The following is an 18,568-nucleotide window of genomic DNA, read 5'->3' as shown; positions in this document are numbered from 1 at the left end:
ATGAGAAACAGAAATGCCACGGCTGGCAGGGGGTATAGCACCTTCAGGATTAAAATAGGGACCTGAATGTTTATTCTGGCTTAATGATTAATGGCTGTTTTGAAGTCTTATGCGGTAATTATTACAGCGTGAAATATATAGTTATTTTGAGCAGTAAAATTAACGCCCGCGTCATAAGTGAAATAGGCGTCCTGCGAGCGGGCAGTACGGTTAATATTAAAGATACCCTGTTAGTGCAACAAATAATTCATCGGCGATATATTGTTTTGACATCACCAATAGGAGAATTCTACTAATTATGGTAGTGGCGATAATAGCTTTATTGCGTTAATGAAAGTCGTTCTCTTTTGTGTTTTTTATTTTTACAACAATAACTTACGTCTGTGTGTGGAGTGAAAATAAGTGAAAGTAGGCCATGTCGGGTTTTTTTATCAGATAAATCCTATAATGTTTCGACTGCTTCATTAACCGCCACTTACGTAGCGGTAAATATTGAATTGATGCGAAGCTCATGTAAACTTGTTTACCGTTTGTCAAAATATGTCAGGAAGACGCTGGGCCTTATTCTGAAAGGTTCGTGCGGTAGCTATGCCCTCAAAATAGTAACACCCCGAAATTATCCTGACTATTTTAACAATAGCACCTAAGTCAAATTTCATCCCCTTATCTCCATTATCGAAATATCGCTACGGAAAAGCATATGAAAATGCGCGTACTGTTTTCACTTCTGTTTGTCATGGCGGTGGCGGGCTGTAAAGCGCCACAGAAACCTGCAATCAACGACGACACGATCGTGACCAGTCAGGTCAACGGTGTCACCTTAACGCACCGTCACGCCGTGTTGCCGCCGACGGAATTCACTCCGCTCAACGAGCCTTATCGTGCCATGTATCCGGCTTCCCTGATGAGCCGTCCTGACTTTGGCGGAAAGGTTATCCGTACGCTGGAAACTGGAAAAACCTACGTGGTGCTGGGTCAGGTTGAACACTACTGGATGGCGCTTGCCGATGAGGGTAATGACCAGCTGATTGGTTACGTCCCGATGCGTGCAGTTATCAAAGCCGACCAGTATGAAGCGACCGTCCGTAAACAGGCCATTCGTCCTAAGGCGCGTAAAAAAGCGACCTGCGTTGATGTCGATGGCAACAGCAAAGCCTGCAAAGACAGCGCTAACGGTACCTGGATCCTGAACTAAACGGCTTTCGTGGGCGTATTTTTATGAATAATAAAAATTTTCATAAGCTGTGGTTGGTCTTTTACGCGGCGGTTTTCGCCCTTGTGAGTGGTTGTACGTCGTCTTCACACAGCGACCCCTCCCGCTACAATCTGCAGTTTCAGGCTCATCCACAAATCAATGATTCTGCGCCGCTTAAAGTCCGTGTGCTGTTGTTGAAATCCGATGCGGATTTCATGTCCAGCGACTTCTATTCCCTGCAGAACAACGCGTCAGCAACCCTTGGCGCGAATCTGCTGAACAGCGATGTGTTCTTCCTGATGCCGGGACAGCTGTCGAAAACCCTCAGCGGTCAGAGCGATCCCGAGGCTCGCTACATCGGCGTGATGGCGGAATATCAGAAGCTGGATGGTAAAAAATGGCGCGTGTGTCTCCCTCTGCCTGTGCCAGGCGAAAATCATATCTACCAGTTCTGGAAATGGTCCGCGGATGAACTCCAGGCCAACGTTTTTCTCGACGTAAATGGCATTCGGGTCATCAGCCAGTAACGCGCTTCACAACAGGAAACACATCATCATGACGAAAGCAGAAAAGGTCGTCTGGACCGAAGGCATGTTCCTGCGTCCACACCATTTTCAGCGGACTGAAAGTTATCTGCTCAACCACGTTCGTGAATGGGGTGCGTTGCAGCGTTCCTATCTTTGGGGCTTTCTTGATGTTGAACTCGACGAAGCGATGCTTCGTCAGGGATGCATTGCCCTGAGCTACTGCAGTGGGCTTCTGCCAGACGGGACTTTCTTCCAGGTACGCAACGGACGCAATGGTCCTGTGCCGCTTAAAATCCCTGACAATCTCACCAACGAAAAGGTGGTGCTCGCACTGCCGGTACGTCGTGGCGAGCGGGAAGAGGTGATCTTCAGCGAAGAACCGGCCTCGCTGGCGCGCTTCATCGCGTTCGAGCAAGAGGTCGAAGACGACAACGCCATGTCGGTGGGGGATGCCACCGTACAGTTTGGCCGCCTGCGCCTGACGCTGATGCTGGAAAAAGATCTCACGGCAGAATGGACCGCCATCGGCGTGGCGTTTGTCACTGAAAAACGCCACGACAACCACGTCCGGCTCGATAACAGCTACATCCCGCCGATGCTGAACGCCAATAACAGTCCGCAGATCTACAGCATGATTAACGATCTGCACGGCTTACTGGTGCAGCGCAGCCAGCAGATCGGCGGCCGTCTGCGCCAGCCTGGCCGTTTTAACACCTCGGAACTGATTGAATTTACGTTACTGTCGCTGGTGAACCGTCATCTTGGCGAGGTTTCGCATTTAAAAACGCTGCCGCTGCTGCACCCGGAAACCCTCTGGCGCAGCTGGCTGCCGTTTGCGTCCGAGCTTGCCACCTGGACCCCACAACGGACCACGGAGAGCGTGCTGCCGGTCTACGATCACGACGATCTGGCGAACTGCTTCAGTAAGCTGATGCTGATGCTGCGTCAGGGGCTGTCGCTGGTGATGGAAGACCACGCTATTCAGCTGCCGCTTAACGAGCGCTCGCATGGTCTTAACATTGCCACCGTTCCTGAAACCAGCATGGTACGCGAGTTTGGCTTCGTGCTGGCCGTCAAAGCGAATGTGCCTGGCGAACACCTGCAAACCCATTTCCCTGCGCAGATGAAAATCGCGCCGGTGTCGAAAATCCGCGATCTGGTCCAGCTTCAGCTGCCGGGCATTATGCTGCGCGCCATGCCGGTCGCGCCGCCGCAGATCCCGTGGCATGCAGGCTACAGCTATTTCGAGCTGGAGAAGGGCAGCGAGCTGTGGCACGAGATGGATAAGTCCGGCGCCTTCGCCCTGCACCTGGCAGGGGAGTTCCCGGGGCTGGATATGGAGTTTTGGGCCATCCGTAGCCCGACAGAATAATAAAGCGAGCGCTTAATATGCAGGAACGACAGGATACCGGCAGTGATGCCGCGTTTACCGGAGCCAGTAGCAACAATCAGCTGGTGGCGGCCGCTAATCCGCTGCTCAATGCGATTCCGCAGATCCGTCATTCGGTTTCACATGACGATCAGGTGGCGTTACGCCAGCGCCTGATCGATGAGATTCGCCGTTTTGAAGTCCGCTGTCAGCAGGCGGGGCTACCCTACGAAGTGATCGTCGGGGCGCGTTACTGCCTTTGCACGGCGCTGGATGAGGCCGCTGCGCTTACCCCCTGGGGCAGCAGCGGCGTCTGGTCAAGCAATGGCCTGCTGGTGACGTTCCATAACGAAACCTGGGGCGGCGAGAAGTTTTTCCAGCTGCTGGCGCGTCTGTCGCAGAACCCGCGCGAACATATCCTGCTGCTGGAGATGATCAACTACTGCCTGCTGCTCGGTTTCGAAGGGCGTTACCGTGTGCTGGACAATGGTCGCACCCAGCTTGAGACCATCAAGCAGCGGCTGTGGCAGATGATTCGCGGCGTGCGGGGCAGCTATCCGCCACCGCTGTCTCCCCACCCGGAAGATCGCCCGGTGCTGCGTAAGCTGTGGCGGCCGATGGTTCCCCTGTGGGCCTGCGTGGCGCTGGCCGGGTTTATCGCCTGCCTGTTTTATATCGTCCTTAACTGGCGTCTTGGCGATAACACCAGTCCGGTCCTGGCGAAGATTTATCAGTCCCAGCTGCCGGAAACCACCATTCAGCAACCGGCCCGTCAGTTACCCGCTGTGCTAAACCTGCGCGGCTTCCTGAAGCCTGAAATCGAGGCAGGTCTGGTCGCGGTAAAAGATGAAGCGGATCGCAGCGTCGTTATCCTGAAAGGAGACGGGCTGTTTGCCTCCGCCTCGACGGTGGTGCGTGACCGTTATGAACCGGTTGTTAACCGCATTGCGCAGGCGATGAACAACGTCAGCGGCAAAATTCTGGTGGTGGGATACAGCGACAACGTTCCAATCCGCAGCGCGCGCTTCGCTTCCAACTACGAGCTTTCTCTGGAACGCGCCCGCTCGGTACAGAAAATGCTGCAAGGAAGCCTCTCTCAGCCAGACCGCGTGAAAGCGGAAGGGCGGGGTGAGATTAACCCGGTAGCACCGAACACGACGCCGGAAAACCGCGCCCGTAACCGCCGTGTGGAAATTACTCTGCTGGTGTCGCCTGAAAACACTCAGGCTGAGCTGAACGGATTGCCGCAAGGAAACTAAGGATGCTGACTACACTTCTTTCCATTCTGACCAACCGCATTCTGTGGAGCTTCCTGGGCGTAACCGCGCTTGCGGCGGTGATCTGGATGATTGGTCCGCTGTTGTCCATTGTGGATACCCGACCCCTGGAATCTGAACAGAACCGCATTATCAGTATTGCTGTGGTCTATCTGCTCTGGGCGCAGGGACACATTCTGCCGCGTCTTTATAACGCCTGGCTGAACCGCAAGCTGATGGACAAGCTCAACGAGAACACCACCAGCCCGGAAGCGGCGGATCCGCAGAAACGCCTGAACAGCGAGGAGCAAATCCTTGCCAGCCGTTTCGATGAAGCCGCGCAGATGCTCAAAAAAGCGCACTTCAGCAAAGCAGGACAGGGCGCCCAGTGGACGCAACGCTTCAGCACGCAATACCTGTATCAACTGCCGTGGTACGTCATTATTGGCGCACCGGGCTCCGGTAAAACCACGGCGCTGGTTAACTCCGGACTGCAATTCCCGCTGGCTGACCGTTTCGGTAAGACCGCACTGCGGGGTATCGGCGGTACGCGCAACTGCGACTGGTGGTTCACCAACGAGGCTGTTCTGCTCGACACGGCGGGCCGCTATACCACGCAAGAAAGCGAGCAGGTGCAGGACGCCGGTGAATGGCTGCAGTTCATGGGGTTACTGCGTAAGTACCGTCGTCGTCAGCCGATCAACGGCGTCATTGTCACCATCAGCATCTCTGATCTGCTCACCCAGTCTGCGGAGGCGTCACGCCAGCAGGCGGTGAATCTGCGCCAGCGTCTTTCTGAACTGCATGAGCAGCTGGGTATCCGCTTCCCGGTTTACGTGATGGTCACCAAAGCTGACCTGCTCAAAGGCTTCCGTGCGTGGTTTGCCGACTACGACAAAGCGCAGCGGGACCAGATTTGGGGCTTTACGCTGCCGTGGGAGCAGACTAAACACGCCGATTACGACCTGATGGGCAACTTCCAGCAAGAGTTCTCGCTCTTGCAGCAGCGCCTCGATGCCGGGCTGCCGGAAACCATGCTGAAAGAGCATGACGCGAAAACCCGTGCTGAAGCGTATCTCTTCCCGCAGGAGTTCGCCGCATTGCGTCCCCTGCTGGCGGATTACCTGAGCACGGTCTTCGCCCGCTCCAACTTTGAAACCGAGTTCTCTCCACGTGGGATCTACTTTGCCAGCGGCACCCAGGAAGGGATGCCGTTTGACCGCGTAATGGGCGAACTGAACCGTGCGCTCTCTCTGCCGGAAGGGGGAGAGAGTGATAACTGGGATTCGGTAAGTAAAGACGCGCCGATCCCTGGGGCGAAAGGCCAAAGCTTCTTTATTAAAAACCTGCTGCAAAACGTCATTTTCCAGGAAGCCGGCATTGCCGGAGAAAACCGCTGGTGGGAACTGCGTAACCGGGCGGTGATCTGGTCCGGCTATGCGGCGCTGCTGGCCCTGCTGGTGATACTCGGCGGACTGTGGCTGACCAGCTATGCCAAAAATAAGGCCTATCTGGAAGAGGTGGATGCGAAGGTGCCGCTGCTGGATCAGCAGAGCAAAGCCTTGCAGAACCAGCCGCAGCGCGATCTGTTCGATCTGCTGCCGCTGATGAATGGTCTGGTTGATCTGCCAAAAAGCGATGCGTTTGATGTAAACGATCCGCCGGTTTCCCGTCGCATGGGGCTCTACCGCGGAGATGACGTCAGCGATGCCTCTCAGTCTCTGTACCAGAAAGCGCTGGATCAGCTGCTCTTGCCAGCGGTCGCCATGCACATCACCACCTGGCTTCGCAACGATAATGGCAGCGACGTGGAGTACAGCTATGAAGCGCTGAAAGCCTATCAGATGCTTTACCAGCCGAAGCACTACGACGGCAAATTCCTGCATTCATGGGTGATGCTCAATCTGCAGCGTAACCTGCCGCAGAACGTGACGAAAGCGCAGCTGCAACAGCTTGAATGGCACCTGACGCAGTTGCTGGAGCCGAAAATTCAGGCTTCGCCGTACGCGCAGGACGCGTCCTTGGTGGCGCGTGAACGCGCGCTGATCAATCAGCAGCCGTTATCCACTCGCGTGTATGGTCGTCTTAAGCGTCTGCTGGAGCATGATGAAAACCTTAAGCCGGTCTCCCTTTCCGACCTGGGCGGACCGCAGAGCGAGCTGGTGTTTTCACGCAAAAGCGGCAAGTCGGTAAGCGACGGCGTGCCGGGTCTTTATACGCCAGACGGTTACTGGAAAAGCTTTAACAGCCAGATCGACAGCGTGACCACCGCACTGCATGAAGACGACGCCTGGGTGTTGGGCGCCGCGACGGCGCAGGAGGATAAACAGCAGATCGACAACGCCGTGCGTCAGCTCTACATGCGCGACTTTATCGCTACCTGGGATCGCTTTCTCGCCGACATTCAGCTTAACAACAGCGCCGATCTTTCCCAGCGCATCAACACAGCGCGTCTGCTCTCAGGCGCAAACTCACCCCTGCGCCGTCTGGTGCAGAACCTGAGCCAGGTGCTGACGCTGTCGCGCGATACGCCAGCCCCGGAAGACGCCGGTAAAGCGCAGGCGCAGAGCAACCGTGCCACCCGCACGCTGGAAGCGCTGTTCAGCAATAATGACACTGCCCCGACGCAGGCCGCTGCCGTTACCCAGGCCCCGGAACAGCTGGTGACGGACCACTACGCCCCGATGATTGAGCTGGCTCAGCCGCTGGAGAAGGGGGGCAAGACCATCGTCTTTGATGATTTTCTTAAGCAGGTGGATGAGCTTTATCGTTACCTGACCGCCGTACAGGATGCCGCCAACAGCGGCATGCCAGCGCCGGGCGGCGAGGCGATCAGCCGTCTGCAGGCCAGCGCCGGTCGTCTGCCGGGTGGGCTGCAAACCATGTTCAGCAATATGGCGGTGGGTGCCAGCAGCGATACCCAGCGCCGCGATCTGGAGAATGTGCGTAAGCGGATTAACGTCGAAGTGGGCGGGTTCTGCCGCCAGGCCATTGCCGGGCGTTATCCGCTGGTGCGTAGCGCCAGCACGGAAGTCACCCCAGACGACCTCGCCCGCATGTTTGCGCCTGGTACCGGGCTGATGGACACCTTCTTTCGCGACAACCTGACCAATAAAGTCGATACCACCCAGGCAAACTGGCGCTTTATGCCGGGCATCGACGGTAAAACGCTGCCGGGAAGTGAAGGGCTGCTGAGACCGTTCCAGCAGGCCCAGTCGATTCGCGACGCTTTCTTTGCGAATGGTGCCACCACGCCGTCTTTCAAGGTCACGGTACGCACCGTGCGAATGGATAACACCATCCTGAACCTGACGCTGGACGTTGACGGCCAGCTGCTGCGCTACAGCCACGGTCCGCAAGCCGTTCAAATCATGAACTGGCCGGGGCCGGGTGGCACCAACCAGGTCCGCATGCAGCTGGGGCTGGCTAACGGCAGCACAGCGACGCTGGTGACCAACGGCGCCTGGGCACTCAACCGCTTTTTCGACAAAGCGAGCACCAGCCCGGGCGCAGGTAGCCTGAGCCGTCAGGCCACCTTCAACGTCGACGGACATCAGGTCACGCTGGAGTTTGCGCCAAACAGCATTCGCAATCCGTTCCAGCTACCCCGTTTCTCATGCCCATAACCGCAAGGACAGCCGTATGACGAATACCCCTGCGATGAACCGCTACAGCTGGTATGGCAAATTACCCAGCGCCGGAGATTTCCTGCAGCGCCGCTTTCCTGACACCTTACAGCGCCAGTGGTCGCACTGGTTTCAGGTTGGCCTGCTTGCCTGGCAGCAGGAAGAGCAGCGTAGCGGAGAACGCCCGTTCACCAAAGCGCCGGTGTGGAATTTTGTTGTCCCCCCAATGCTGGGCAGCCAGATGATCCAGATGGGCTGCCTGCTGCCCGGTCGGGACAGCGTTGGCCGACAATACCCGGTGTGCATCCAGCTGAGCTTCGCCCCGTCAGAGTGGTCGACCAGCCTGCTCAGCCAGGCGGAAAGCTGGTATCAGCAGATAGGTCGTCTGGGACTGCACGCGGTGCGCAACAGTTTTTCCGCCTCGCAGCTGGATGAAATGCTGATGTCCATTCCGGCTCCGCAGCCCGTCGAGCCGCAAAAGCGTTCCGACATCCTTGACGTGATTGGCTATGACGAGGACGGTCAGAGCACGCTTGGCTGGCCGCAGGCGGCAGAGTGTTTTGACCCGCTGCGTCAGACCAGCTACTGGTGGACCAACCGCTGCGACGGTTACCCGCTGTACACCCATGTCCACAGCGGCAACTTTACCGGGCAGCTTTTCACCCTGCTGTTCGACCCGGCAGGGGGCGCCCGCCCGGGACGTCACGGTCTTTATCCGCCCATGTTTGAATAAGCAGGGATCTCATGAATATCGAAGAATTTCTCGCGCCCATAAGCCCGGATAAACCCTGTGGCGACAATCTGGAATACGACGCTGACTTCCAGGTGATGAACCAGGCAAGCCAGGGGAAAGCGGAACAGCAGTTTGGCGACACCATTATCCCGGCAGAGCCTGCTGACTGGAACACGGTAGAAAAATACGCCACCAGCCTGCTGGCGCGCACGAAAGATTTGCGCGTGATGCTGGCGCTAACCCATGCGTGGACACGCCGCCGCGGGCTGGCAGGCTACGCAGACGGGCTGCTGCTGGTGCAGGAGGCGCTCGCGCGCTACTGGGAGCCGCTTTATCCGCTTCTGGAGGAGTATGGCGAAACCGACCCGTTCTATCGGATTAATGCCCTGGCGGGGCTGAGCGATAAATCTGAACTCACCATTGCGGTACGTAACGCCTCGCTGCTGCGTTCAAACGGCGATGAAATTTCGCTGCGGGACGCCCAGGCACTGCTGGACGGCAGTAAAACTGAATGCCCGGACTATCCGGGGGGCCGTCCAAGATTGATTGACGAACTGGCCCGCGGCGACCAGCCAGGGACTGCCGCGGTAATCGTGATTAACGAGCGGTTGCTGGCCATCCGCGCGCTGCTTACCGGATATCTCGGTGAAAGCGGTGTACCCGAGATGGAACAACTGCTGAAGACCACAGGACTGGTCGCCAGTGCCTGTCAGGTGACCGACATCAGCAAGCTGTTGCCGGGCCGCGAGGCGCAGGCTGAACCGCAAGCCGATCATCAACCTGCGGCAACACAACCCGTTCAGCCGGTTACCGACTGGCGCAGCGTGCAGGTCACCAGCCGTGCCGATGCGCAGCTGATGCTGGAAAAAGCAAAACAGTATTTTGCGCAGTACGAACCGAGCCACCCCGCACCGCTGATGATTGAACGGGTGCAGCGGCTGTCAGAACTTAACTTTATGGACATTATTCGCGACCTGGCGCCAGACGGCGTTAACCAACTGGAAAACATCTTTGGACGCCGCGAATAACGCGTCCAGGCATTATGACGACAGGCATGGAGCCTGCCGTTTCACCTTCACCGCGCATCTTTGATGGAGAACATCATGGCAATGAGTAACAGTGGGCAGAAATTCATCGCACGTAACCGTGCCCCCCGCGTGCAGATCGAGTACGACGTAGAGATCTACGGTGCAGAACGTAAGATTCAGCTGCCGTTTGTGATGGGCGTCATGGCCGATCTGGTCGGTAAACCGGTGGAAAACCTGCCGGCGGTCGACGATCGCAAATTCCTTGAAATCGACATCGACAACTTTGACGAACGCATGAAGGCGCTGAAGCCGCGCGTGGCGTTCCAGGTGGATAATACCCTGACCGGCGAAGGTAAGCTCAACGTCGATCTGACCTTCGACAGCATGGACGACTTCCTGCCGGACGCGGTGGCCCGCAAGGTGGAGCCGCTGAACAAGCTGCTGGAAGCACGTACTCAGCTCTCCAACCTGCTGACCTACATGGACGGCAAAAACGGCGCGGAAGAGCTGATCGCAAAAATTCTGCAGGATCCGACGCTGCTCAAATCTCTGAGCCAGTTGCCGAAAAATGACGACAGTGCGAAAGGTAGCGAGGAATAATCGATGAGCAACCAGACTCAACAACATGAGCAGCAGGCGGGTCAGGCCTTCAGCCAGGATGAATTCAGCGCGCTGCTGAACAAAGAGTTCCGCCCGAAAACCGATCAGGCGCGTTCTGCCGTGGAAAGCGCGGTCAAGACCCTGGCACAGCAGGCGCTGGAGAATACCGTTACCTTCTCTAACGATACCTATCGCACCATTCAGAACCTGATTGCCGGTATCGACGAACAACTCTCTCAGCAGGTGAACCAGATCATTCACCACGAAGAGTTTCAGAAGCTGGAGAGCGCCTGGCGCGGTCTGAGCTACCTGGTGAACAACACCGAAACTGACGAGATGCTGAAGATCCGCTTTATGAGCATCTCCAAGCAGGAGCTGGGCCGTACCCTGAAGCGCTTCAAGGGCGTGGGCTGGGACCAGAGCCCGATCTTCAAGAAAATCTACGAGCAGGAGTACGGTCAGTTTGGCGGCGAGCCGTTTGGCTGCATCGTGGGCGACTACTACTTCGACCACAGCCCGCAGGACGTTGAGCTGCTGGGCGAAATGGCGCGCATCGGCTCTGCGGCACACTGTCCGTTCATCACCGGTACCGCACCGGGCGTGATGCAGATGGAGTCCTGGCAGGAGCTGGCTAACCCGCGCGACCTGACCAAAATCTTCCAGAATACCGAATACGCGGCCTGGCGTTCACTGCGTGAATCTGAAGATGCCCGTTACCTGGGGCTGGTGATGCCGCGCTTCCTGTCGCGCCTGCCGTATGGCATCCGCACTAACCCGGTCGACAGCTTTGATTTTGAAGAGCAGACCGACGGCGCAAACCACAACAGCTATTCGTGGGCGAACGCCGCCTATGCGATGGCGGCCAACATCAACCGCTCCTTCAAAGAGTACGGCTGGTGCACCTCGATTCGCGGCGTGGAGTCCGGTGGGGCAGTCGAAAACCTGCCGTGCCACACTTTCCCAAGCGATGACGGCGGCGTGGACATGAAATGCCCGACCGAGATCGCCATCAGCGACCGCCGCGAAGCCGAGCTGGCGAAAAACGGCTTCATGCCGCTGGTTCACCGGAAAAACTCCGACTTTGCTGCCTTCATTGGCGCGCAATCTCTGCAAAAACCGGCCGAGTACCACGATCCGGATGCCACCGCGAATGCGCGTCTGGCCTCTCGTCTGCCGTACCTGTTCGCCTGCTGCCGCTTTGCCCACTATCTGAAGTGCATCGTGCGCGACAAAATCGGCTCCTTCCGCGAGCGCGAAGAGATGGAACGCTGGCTGAACGACTGGGTAATGAACTACGTGGACGGTGACCCGGCGAACTCCTCTCAGGAAACCAAGTCCCGTAAACCGCTGGCGGCTGCAGAAGTGCAGGTGCAGGAGATTGAAGACAACCCGGGTTACTACGCCGCGAAGTTCTTCCTGCGTCCACACTACCAGCTGGAAGGCCTGACCGTTTCCCTGCGTCTGGTTTCTAAACTGCCGTCGCTGAAGACGAAAGACGCGTGATGATGACTAGCCGGCCCGAAGGGGCCGGCTAGCTAAAAGCCTCATTTCAGTTAATTGCTGTCAATGAATAAGGATATCCGATGATAAAAACTTTATTAATCGTAACCAGTTTGCTGGCAGCTTCTACTCTGGCAAGCGCGGAAACAGGAAATTATAAATATCCTCAGGCCGAAGCATTACCTCAGGATGATACTTCAAACTTTCAACGCGATCCGTCCTTGTTAACGGGATACGATTTAAATTTAAGCGCCGATCGCTTCGCTAAAGCCTGGTTATCGAAAACAAATGAACGTGAACGCATAAAGGCTAATATGTATCTTCTCGGCGTAGTCGACGCGTCTGAGGGCACTGCATGGTGCAAGGGCAAACCTTTTTTGCCAAATACTCTCCATGAATTTCTTTATTCGCGTTTTGCAAACTTATCGAAACAGCAAGGCGCGGAGCGCGCTTCAAAAATCATCATTGACGGCATGAAAGAATTACGTCCTTGTACGAAAGGAGAGTAATAAATGAGACCATTATACGAACAACTGAAACGTCAGCATTACTCTTCTAATCACACGCGCGCGGGGTTTGCCTCGGGTGAACAGGTCTTCTCTGAAATTGGCTACGACTATCCGACGATTATCAAGCAGCAGCCTGCTTACGAGAATACCTGTGCAGTACGAATGAGTCTGGCCTTATTAAAATGTAATGTTGAATTTACAGGGCGTTTACCCATAAAGGCGGGACCCTATAAGGGAAAGACAATTGAACCTGGCGCAAAATTACTTGCTGATCAACTATATAAATCACATGTTTTTGGGAAGGCTGAAATTTTTACTGACCGTGAGGCAGGTGCCCGCTCAATGTTGGGCAGAAAAGGTGTCGTGTTTTTCAATAGAATTGATGGTTATGGCGGTGGCCATATCGACCTCATTGAGCCTCTGAGCAATAATTCGTTTATATGTAACTCAGATTGTTTTCCTTACTGTCAGGAAATCTGGTTTTGGGAATTAAAATAATCGTTTTCAGATATCTAAAAGCAGTATTTCTTTTGTTCGCTGCCTTCTGTTTTCCTGCTCGCAGTGATAACCCATACGTTGATTTTTATCAGCAGCAAACATACCGACAGGTGGTAAAAGATTTGGTCCTGGCGCGCTGTCTTGCACAGGTGGCAGATAAGAACAGCCAGTTTTCTATCGATGCGGCCCGCAGTGCGAGTGCATTTATTGAGTGGGTGCCGTTTGATGCTGAAAACGGTATTGACAAAGTGAATGCCATTATTGGGAAATATAAAAATAAAATTAACGGCTTTCACTCGGAGCGAAAACCCGATGTCAAAGGCGTAACGTTAAACTGTCTACGTCTTTATCATAGCGACGAACTTAATAAACTTGTACCTCAATTAATTATCGGCAATCCTGACCGCACCTGGCTTCAGGATAACCCGCAGTAGTAAAGACTTCACATTCTTTCCATTTATTCAGGGGGAATGTAAGACTGTCAAATGACACGGGTCATTTGATATGAGGCAGAGGTAAAATATGGACGGTTTTATTCAGCCCCATGCTTTCCTGTTTGCCATATAAGTGCTTTTTCGAAAGCAATATTGTTCATCCACGAAGAGTAGATATTATGGCTATTGATATGTTTCTGAAGGTCGAGGGTGTTACGGGCGAATCTAAAGATTCTAACCACACCGGCTGGACTGATATTACCTCCTTCTCCTGGGGCGCTTCCCAGCCGGGTAATATGAGCGTTGGCGGTGGCGGCGGTGCCGGTAAAGTAAACTTTAACGATCTGCACGTTAACGCTCTGATCGACAAATCCACCACTGCAATCCTGAAACACTGCGCCAGCGGTAAACACCTGACCAAAGTTGAACTGTCCGTCTGTAAAGCCGGTGGTCAGCAGGTGGAATATACCCGCATCACGCTGGAAGATGTGCTCGTGACTTCTGTTCAGTACACCGGTGCAGACAACGGCGATACCGTTGGTGTGACCTACGCGTTCCAGGCTGCGAAAGTGAAACAGCAGTACTGGGAGCAGACCACTGCCGGTGGTAAAGGTGCTGAAAGCAGCGCTGGCTGGAACATCAAAGAGAACAAAGAAGCGTAATTGCGCATGTGGCCGGGGAGTTTTCCCCGGCCATTATGATTGGTTCACTATTCGGCGTGTTTTTGCGATGGAAAGAGCGTTAACGGTTATACCCATTGTATTATCATGTAGCGCCTGCATATCCCATCCTGCTCAGTTTCAAAGTTTAACTGTTAAGGTGGAAAAAAATGTACCCTGTTTTGGGATTTCGAATGACATGAGGCTAAGTGAGCCTGTGTTAGTTTACGAACCTTCTATATCTCGACGTGTAGGTAACAAATGGGAAATTGCTTTCTCTCCAGGAACATTTCCTTCCACCCACATTTTAAACTCTGAAGAGTGTCTTCGCTGGGATAAAGTGGACTGGCAGTCAGGGGAATATGATGTGGTATTGAAGGCGAGAACTCATAATACGGAACTTCGCTATGCGGCTCGCTTTATTCTCAGTGTAAATGCCAAAGGTGAGTTATCGCTAGCCAAAACAGAGTAGGAGAGTTTTTAAACGTTGCCGTTTTTTAAGAAAACATCAACGTTTGGATGCTGGTTCACCTCCATTTTTATTTGAATGCGAGTGCTTATTTGTGAAAATCAATGGGAATGAATATGGCTAGTCAATCATTAGTTAATCCGGGATATTGTATTGTTCAGCAACCCGGAACCCTGGATTTCCAGGCAAGGCTTTTATTCAATAATCCAAATAGTGATGCTGCACGTTATTTCATGCAGGTTAATAGTGATGCGCAGTGGTCAAAGCCTGGGCAGATGTTGATTCTAGATGTGCCGGGAAGTAATAATTCTGTGCAACTTAAGCAATTACAGCTTGCTAAAAAGAAAGTCAATGGTGCTCTGGCCGATCTTAACTCTGGAGAAGCGAATTTCTTTAACCAACATTTTAGTACTATAGCTGCAGTCACTAATTTTATGGATAAGTCCCTTGGTGTCGTTGCTGATGCAGGCGAAAAATATTTTAGTGAAATAGAAAAAAAACTTAAATCCATTGAGTTGGCTTACCAGAATCAGTACAGAGCACAAGGGACATTGATAAGCCAACAGTTTTTTGTTGAGCGTCAGCGCCTCTTTTCTGAGTTGGATGGTTTATTAAACAAATTGTCTCGTCTGACCTTAAAGATGAAACCCTATAACGAATTGAAGCATGCATTAGGCTTGTCAAGCAGATCCATTGTACATGAATGGAGTACAGCCGGAGTCGCTTCTATTCGTGGTTATTCAAAATATATCGATAATGCCTCTAAGGCCGCTCGTTTTCTTAAAGCGGGAGGGTGGCTTGCAATAGGTTTTGCAGGTGCAAATACCACTAATGAAGTTTACAATGCCTGCACCGCGGGACGAGAGCAGAGTTGCTCTAAAGTTGCTGTGAAAAAATACAGCAGCTTTGGTGCAAGCCTGGCAGGGGGTATTTACGGTGGTAAATACGGAGCCATGGCAGGTGCTGGTGTATGCGTTGCGCTTGGTGTTGCGACGGGGGGCGTAGGACTGCTCGCCTGCTCCATTGTCGGGGCAGCTGCAGGTGGATACGTTGGTGGTGAGATAGCGGGCGGAGCGACTGAGTATATGATGGATAAAATATGGTGAATATAGAGAATTTACTATTATTTCTTATCGTGGTTTTATTGTTGATTGTTATAATTATGGATCTGCTCAGTTCTCGTTATTTCAAAAAACACGAGGCTGATTATAATCAGTTACTTTCAGACTATCGGCGCAAAGGATATGATCTGGATCTTGTAACCGACTATGCTTCTTTTTTTGGTTCGCTGGCTAATTATCAAAAAATAATCTGGTTCGTTCGCCTTTATAAAGGCATTAAAATGAAATTTACGCGTGAAAGGCTTGTTCAGGAAGAAGCTTATAAATATGTGCAGTCGTTACCTGAAGAAAGAATTGGCTGGATACTAAAGTTACATCGTCGTTATAAGCTACAGGCATTAATATTCACTCTATGGCTCATTGTTGGATTATATTTTATCACCTTCATTAAATAGTTTTGATATTCAATTTCTCAAACGCCGCCGTTCTCACCCCCGAGAGCGGCAGCGTTTGAGCGCTAATCATACCAGCAGGAATACGCCATGCGATTCACGATTATTTCTACGAAACCCGGTCATCAGCCGCCGCAGAGCAGCTGTGATTTTTATGCCCCGGGCGGCACCATTGGGCGCGGTACGGATAACAATCTGGTGTTGCCGGACAATGACCGCACCATCTCGCGCCTGCAGGCCATTGTTCACGTTGACGCCAATGGTGAATGTCGCGTCACTAACCGTGGCAGCGTCACCCGCGTGGTATTAAATGATATTCCGCTGGAGCGGGGGCGTCAGGTTGAACTGCAGGATGGCGACATTCTCGGTATTGATGACTACCGTATCGAAGTGGCCGAACTTATCCACGACACGCAGCCGGTGAGCCGCATGGCCGCCAGCATGCAGCAGCAGGCGCATCCGACAGCCGCGCCAGCGCCAGCATCGCAACCGAAGCCTGCTAACCCTGCGCCACGCGGTAAAGCGGAACCAACTGCCGTGCCGTCGGAAATCTGGGATAGCCTGATGCAGGAGTTTTCCATCTCCGACAGCATCTCCAGCAACCGTGCAAAACCGCAGTCAGCGGCTTCGCAGGATCCGTTCTCTCAGCCTGCGGCGCCGGAGCGTAATGCTGAAGATCCGCTGGCGATGTTCAACGACAGCGATCCCACGCTTGAGCGTAAGAATGTCGACCCGGACACGCTGTTCGGCGAAGAAACGCTGTTCAAAAAAGAGAGCATTTTCGACGACGTGACGCCTTCCACGCTGGTGCCACCTGTTGAGACTCAACCCGCCCCTAAAGAAGAGGCGGTAGATGAACTCGATCCGCTGGCGCTATTTGGTGGCAAGGCCAGCGCGCCGGCTGCACGCAATGATGACCCGCTCGGGCTGATGGGCGGGGCGCCGTTAACCCATCCGGATGACATCACTGACGAAAAGCCAGCGCCTGAGCCTGAGCAGGAGGAAGACGTCCTTGCCGGTTCCCCGCTTTTTGCCCCTGAGCCGCAGGAAACGCCGCGTGCAGAAGAGGAGCCGGTGAGACCAGATTACGCAGGTTTCACGATGCCTACGCCGCAGGCCGTTGCGCGCAGCAGCGCTCAGACCCCTAAGGGCCGACTGCGTATCGATCCGGTTAATAACGCTGCCTCGCCATCTGCTACCGCGAACACTGGAGAGAAGGGCGATGTGTTGCAGGGGGAACTGCTGCAGGCACTGCTGGAAGGGATGGGGCTGAGCGAAATGCAGCCTGTCCCGCAGTTTGACCGGGAAAATATGCGTCAGCTGGGGCAGATCCTCGGCATGTTCTCTCAGGGCACCGTGGCGCTGCTCTCCTCACGCTCTATTCTTAAACGCGGCGTAAAAGCCGATATGACCATGGTGCTGGACGATGCCAACAACCCGTTCAAGCTGTTGCCGACCGGGAAAACGGTTCTGATCCAGATGTTTGGCACCCCGATGCCGGGCTTTATGCCGCCAACGAAATCCGTGCGCGATGCGTTGATCGATCTGCAGGCGCACCAGTTGGGCATGATCTCCGGCATCCGCGCCATTATTGCCGCGATGCTGCAATCCTTTAATCCGGAACAACTGGAAGAGCAGGCGAAGCAAAACGGCATGACCTCGCGTCTGGCGCTGCCGGGCAGCCGTAAAGCCGCCCTGTGGGACTATTTTGTTCGCAGCTATGGCGAGACGGCGGGCGAGATTGAGGATGACTTCCACACCCTGTTCGGCGAAGCCTTCCTTCATGCGTATGACATGGAGGTGAATCAGTACAAAGACTCACAGAGCGGATCGGAAGACAAATGAATATCGCAACGGCTTCTCTCTCCCGCCAGGGGACGCGCGCCAGCAACCAGGATCAGACGGGAGAAACCATAGGGGAACGTTCAGCCTGCTTTGTCGTCTGTGACGGCATCGCTGGCCTGCCGGGCGGTGAGGTGGCCGCTGAACTGGCCCGCAACAGTATTATTTCCCGCTTCGATGGCGACAAACACCTTAACGCGCAGCATATCCGTGATTATGTGCAGACCGCGAATCGCACCATTCTCAGCGAACAGCAGGCCGTTCAGGATTATCGCCGGATGGGCACGACGCTGGTCAGCCTGTTTATTGACCGTGATTATGGCCTGGCCTACTGGGCGCATGCCGGAGACAGCCGTCTGTATCTGTTTCGCCGGGGATGGCTGTGGCATGTCACCACCGACCACAGCCTGGTGCAGCAGATGAAAGATGCCGGGCACCAGACCGACAACCTGAACAGTAATCTGCTCTATCTGGCGCTGGGGATTGAAAACGGTGGGCCGGAAGCGAGCTACAGCGATGTCGTGCAGGTCGAAGACGGCGATGCATTCCTGCTCTGCACCGACGGGTTCTGGCACGGCGTCAGCGAAGAGCAAATGAAGCAATCGCTGCATATGGTCAATACGCCCCAGGAATGGCTGACCTTAATGAACCAAATCATTCAAAAGAATGGCGAGCAGGAGGGGAATGCGCAGGATAACTACACCGCCCTGGCGGTATGGATGGGCAACCCTCAGGACACCACTTTGCTGCATACCCTCTCTGATGCAGCACAATTTCTTCCCTGCGGAACTGATTAGACACACAAGGAAC

18 protein-coding genes are annotated in these 18,568 nt (G+C 54.2%); all 18 read left to right on the top strand.

What is annotated here, in order from left to right; genetic code table 11:
• Window positions 1-700 precede the first annotated feature (700 nt).
• The 18 genes from BFV64_RS13305 to BFV64_RS13225 all read left to right on the top strand — a co-directional run bounded on the left by BFV64_RS13305 (window position 701) and on the right by BFV64_RS13225 (window position 18,555).
• Entirely contained in the window at window positions 701-1,195 is a 495-nt protein-coding gene (locus BFV64_RS13305; RefSeq protein ID WP_014884240.1) for a hypothetical protein, read from the top strand.
• 23 nt (window positions 1,196-1,218) lie between these two features.
• A complete protein-coding gene (gene tssJ / locus BFV64_RS13300; RefSeq protein WP_069602176.1) occupies window positions 1,219-1,722 on the top strand; it encodes a type VI secretion system lipoprotein TssJ in 504 nt (167 codons plus the stop codon).
• A 28-nt stretch (window positions 1,723-1,750) separates the two neighbouring features.
• The gene (tssK, locus tag BFV64_RS13295) at window positions 1,751-3,094 is read left to right on the top strand and encodes a type VI secretion system baseplate subunit TssK (RefSeq protein ID WP_014884238.1); all 1,344 of its coding nucleotides are present in this window, start codon (window positions 1,751-1,753) and stop codon (window positions 3,092-3,094) included.
• Window positions 3,095-3,111: 17 nt separating this feature from the next.
• Window positions 3,112-4,350 (top strand): DotU family type VI secretion system protein, encoded by a 1,239-nt coding sequence (locus tag BFV64_RS13290; RefSeq protein ID WP_014884237.1) that lies wholly within the window; start codon window positions 3,112-3,114, stop codon window positions 4,348-4,350.
• A 2-nt stretch (window positions 4,351-4,352) separates the two neighbouring features.
• Complete coding sequence (gene tssM, locus BFV64_RS13285; RefSeq protein ID WP_023330613.1) at window positions 4,353-7,973, top strand: type VI secretion system membrane subunit TssM; 3,621 nt, start codon at window positions 4,353-4,355, stop codon at window positions 7,971-7,973.
• 16 nt (window positions 7,974-7,989) lie between these two features.
• On the top strand, window positions 7,990-8,706 hold the full coding sequence (gene tagF, locus BFV64_RS13280; protein ID WP_014884235.1) for a type VI secretion system-associated protein TagF: 717 nt from the start codon (window positions 7,990-7,992) through the stop codon (window positions 8,704-8,706).
• Window positions 8,707-8,717: 11 nt separating this feature from the next.
• Window positions 8,718-9,734 (top strand): type VI secretion system protein TssA, encoded by a 1,017-nt coding sequence (gene tssA, locus BFV64_RS13275; protein ID WP_023330612.1) that lies wholly within the window; start codon window positions 8,718-8,720, stop codon window positions 9,732-9,734.
• Window positions 9,735-9,809: 75 nt separating this feature from the next.
• On the top strand, window positions 9,810-10,334 hold the full coding sequence (gene tssB / locus BFV64_RS13270; protein ID WP_014884233.1) for a type VI secretion system contractile sheath small subunit: 525 nt from the start codon (window positions 9,810-9,812) through the stop codon (window positions 10,332-10,334).
• Between the two features lie 3 nt (window positions 10,335-10,337).
• The gene (gene tssC / locus BFV64_RS13265; protein ID WP_014884232.1) at window positions 10,338-11,837 is read left to right on the top strand and encodes a type VI secretion system contractile sheath large subunit; all 1,500 of its coding nucleotides are present in this window, start codon (window positions 10,338-10,340) and stop codon (window positions 11,835-11,837) included.
• A gap of 80 nt (window positions 11,838-11,917) precedes the next feature.
• Window positions 11,918-12,343: a Rap1a/Tai family immunity protein gene (locus BFV64_RS13260; RefSeq protein ID WP_045134167.1), complete on the top strand. Its 426-nt coding sequence runs from the start codon at window positions 11,918-11,920 to the stop codon at window positions 12,341-12,343.
• A gap of 3 nt (window positions 12,344-12,346) precedes the next feature.
• Window positions 12,347-12,841 (top strand): T6SS effector amidase Tae4 family protein, encoded by a 495-nt coding sequence (locus BFV64_RS13255; protein WP_045134166.1) that lies wholly within the window; start codon window positions 12,347-12,349, stop codon window positions 12,839-12,841.
• A complete protein-coding gene (locus BFV64_RS13250; protein ID WP_080335823.1) occupies window positions 12,826-13,275 on the top strand; it encodes a T6SS amidase immunity protein Tai4 family protein in 450 nt (149 codons plus the stop codon). The genes BFV64_RS13255 and BFV64_RS13250 overlap by 16 nt, the downstream gene beginning before the upstream one ends.
• A 179-nt stretch (window positions 13,276-13,454) precedes the next feature.
• Window positions 13,455-13,937 carry an Hcp family type VI secretion system effector gene (locus BFV64_RS13245; RefSeq protein ID WP_014884229.1) on the top strand — a complete coding sequence of 161 codons (483 nt, stop codon included), beginning with the start codon at window positions 13,455-13,457 and terminating at the stop codon, window positions 13,935-13,937.
• Window positions 13,888-14,406, top strand: coding sequence for a hypothetical protein (locus BFV64_RS25415; protein ID WP_127341522.1), 519 nt, complete (start codon window positions 13,888-13,890; stop codon window positions 14,404-14,406). Before BFV64_RS13245 ends, BFV64_RS25415 begins: the two co-directional genes overlap by 50 nt.
• 113 nt (window positions 14,407-14,519) lie before the next feature.
• On the top strand, window positions 14,520-15,509 hold the full coding sequence (locus BFV64_RS13240) for a hypothetical protein (RefSeq protein ID WP_069602175.1): 990 nt from the start codon (window positions 14,520-14,522) through the stop codon (window positions 15,507-15,509).
• Window positions 15,503-15,919 (top strand): hypothetical protein, encoded by a 417-nt coding sequence (locus tag BFV64_RS13235; protein ID WP_032636243.1) that lies wholly within the window; start codon window positions 15,503-15,505, stop codon window positions 15,917-15,919. The genes BFV64_RS13240 and BFV64_RS13235 overlap by 7 nt, the downstream gene beginning before the upstream one ends.
• 87 nt (window positions 15,920-16,006) lie before the next feature.
• Complete coding sequence (gene tagH, locus BFV64_RS13230) at window positions 16,007-17,761, top strand: type VI secretion system-associated FHA domain protein TagH (protein ID WP_023337405.1); 1,755 nt, start codon at window positions 16,007-16,009, stop codon at window positions 17,759-17,761.
• A complete protein-coding gene (locus BFV64_RS13225; RefSeq protein ID WP_014884226.1) occupies window positions 17,758-18,555 on the top strand; it encodes a PP2C family protein-serine/threonine phosphatase in 798 nt (265 codons plus the stop codon). The genes tagH and BFV64_RS13225 overlap by 4 nt, the downstream gene beginning before the upstream one ends.
• The last annotated feature ends 13 nt before the right edge of the window (window positions 18,556-18,568 follow it).

This window comes from Enterobacter kobei (genome assembly GCF_001729765.1).
GTDB classification, from domain to species: Bacteria; Pseudomonadota; Gammaproteobacteria; order Enterobacterales; family Enterobacteriaceae; genus Enterobacter; species Enterobacter kobei.
Note: the sequence above shows the minus strand (reverse complement) of the source record. Positions and strands in the feature narration are given on the sequence as shown.